The following is a 1680-nucleotide window of genomic DNA, read 5'->3' as shown; positions in this document are numbered from 1 at the left end:
TGAGATTGCTTCGTCAAAATTTTCAATTTTTTCTCGCAATGACGGAAAATTTGATCCATACAGTAACACTCAAGACAGTTTTTATGCAAATTAACAAAGAAATTTTTAGAGCTTATGATATAAGAGGCAATAGCCTTAAGGATTTAACAGAAGAAGTAGATTATAAAATCGGCTTTTGTTTTGCCGAGATGACTATAACGGAAGATAACAACAAAATCTGTGTTGGCTTAGACGGTCGGCTCAGCTCCCCTACCCTTTGTAAAGCCTTAGAATTAGGATTAACTGAGGCAGGTGCTGAAATCATAAATATTGGCGTAGTTCCAACTCCCGTACTATATTTTGCCGATAAACAATTTATGTCTGCCGGTAGTATTATGGTTACGGGATCGCATAACCCTCGTGACGATAACGGCTTTAAAATACTACAAAACGGTAAATCTTTTTTCGGTGATCAGATACAGGATTTACTGGCGAGGGTTTTAGATAATCATGTCATTCCTGCGCCCTCGTGCATCATTCCTGCGAAAGCAGAAATCCAGATTAATACAAATGGAGACATGGATTCCCGCTTTCGCGGGAATGACATAGAGTATGGACATAATATACAATCTAAATACCTAAAGCGTATTTTAGAAGGAATAAATATTAATCCTAAATTAAAAGTAGCTTGGGACTGCGGTAACGGAGCAACCGGCGATATTGTTGAAGAACTTAAAAAGTATCTCTCAAACAAGAATATAATCATAAATAGTAAAATTGACGGGAATTTTCCAAGCCATCACCCTGACCCTACCAACCCTGCTAATTTACAAGAGTTAATTAAATTAGTTAAAGAACAAAATTGTAACCTTGGTATAGCTTTTGACGGTGACGGTGATAGAATCGGTATTGTAAGCGGGAACGGCAAGATATTATTCGGTGATCAAATTTTATGTATATTTGCTGAGGATATTTTAAAAGAAAATCCAAACGCAACCATAATAGTCGATGTAAAAGCCAGTCAGTTAATAGTTGATAGAATTAAGTCATTTGGCGGGAATCCTATAATATGGCGAACAGGTCATCCTTTTATTAAAAGCAAAATGCTTGAGACAAAAGCTTTACTTGCCGGTGAAATGAGCGGGCATATATTCTTTGCCGATAAATATTTTGGCTTTGATGATGCAATCTATGCAGCCCTTAGATTTTTAGATTTACTTAGCAAATCGGATAAAACGCTAGATGAGATAATAGAAGATTTACCGAAAAGCTATAGTACACCGGAAATTAAAATTTTTGTTCCGTCTAGGTTAAAATTACAAATTATTAAAGAGATTAAAGAAAAATTATTAGAAGAGAAAATAGAGTTTAGCGATATAGATGGTGTGCGTGTAAATACTGAACATGGTTGGTGGTTACTACGTAGCTCTAATACTGAATCTATTATAGTTGCAAGAGTCGAATCAGCTAGTAAAGAAGGGTTAGAGGAAATAATAGCTATAATTAATAAATATCTTGAAAAATATAGGTTATTAATTAAGATTTAAAAAATTAATTAAGCTGTTGATTTTTTAAATATTATTTTATATATTCTTCTCACATTAAATTAATATAAGGAGAAATTGTATGCTCAAAAAAGCTCTTAACGTTGGGTTTCCTATTGACATTAAACAACTGTAATAGTTGAGATTTAATCTTACA

At 33.7% G+C, this 1680-nt stretch carries 1 protein-coding gene; it reads left to right on the top strand.

Annotation, left to right across the window (positions count from 1 at the left end; all coding sequences use genetic code 11):
• Positions 1–83 precede the first annotated feature (83 nt).
• Positions 84–1526 (top strand): phosphomannomutase/phosphoglucomutase, encoded by a 1443-nt coding sequence (locus KYQ89_RS02205; protein WP_218460220.1) that lies wholly within the window; start codon positions 84–86, stop codon positions 1524–1526.
• Positions 1527–1680 lie beyond the last annotated feature (154 nt).

Source organism: Rickettsia sp. TH2014 (assembly GCF_019249195.1).
Lineage (GTDB): Bacteria > Pseudomonadota > Alphaproteobacteria > Rickettsiales > Rickettsiaceae > Rickettsia > Rickettsia felis.
This window is presented reverse-complemented; position numbering and strand designations above follow the sequence as displayed.

Excerpts from the sequence above, each read along its gene's own strand:
- KYQ89_RS02205 (WP_218460220.1), top strand. The coding sequence starts at position 84 with ATGCAAATTAACAAAGAAATTTTTAGAGCTTATGATATAAGAGGCAAT.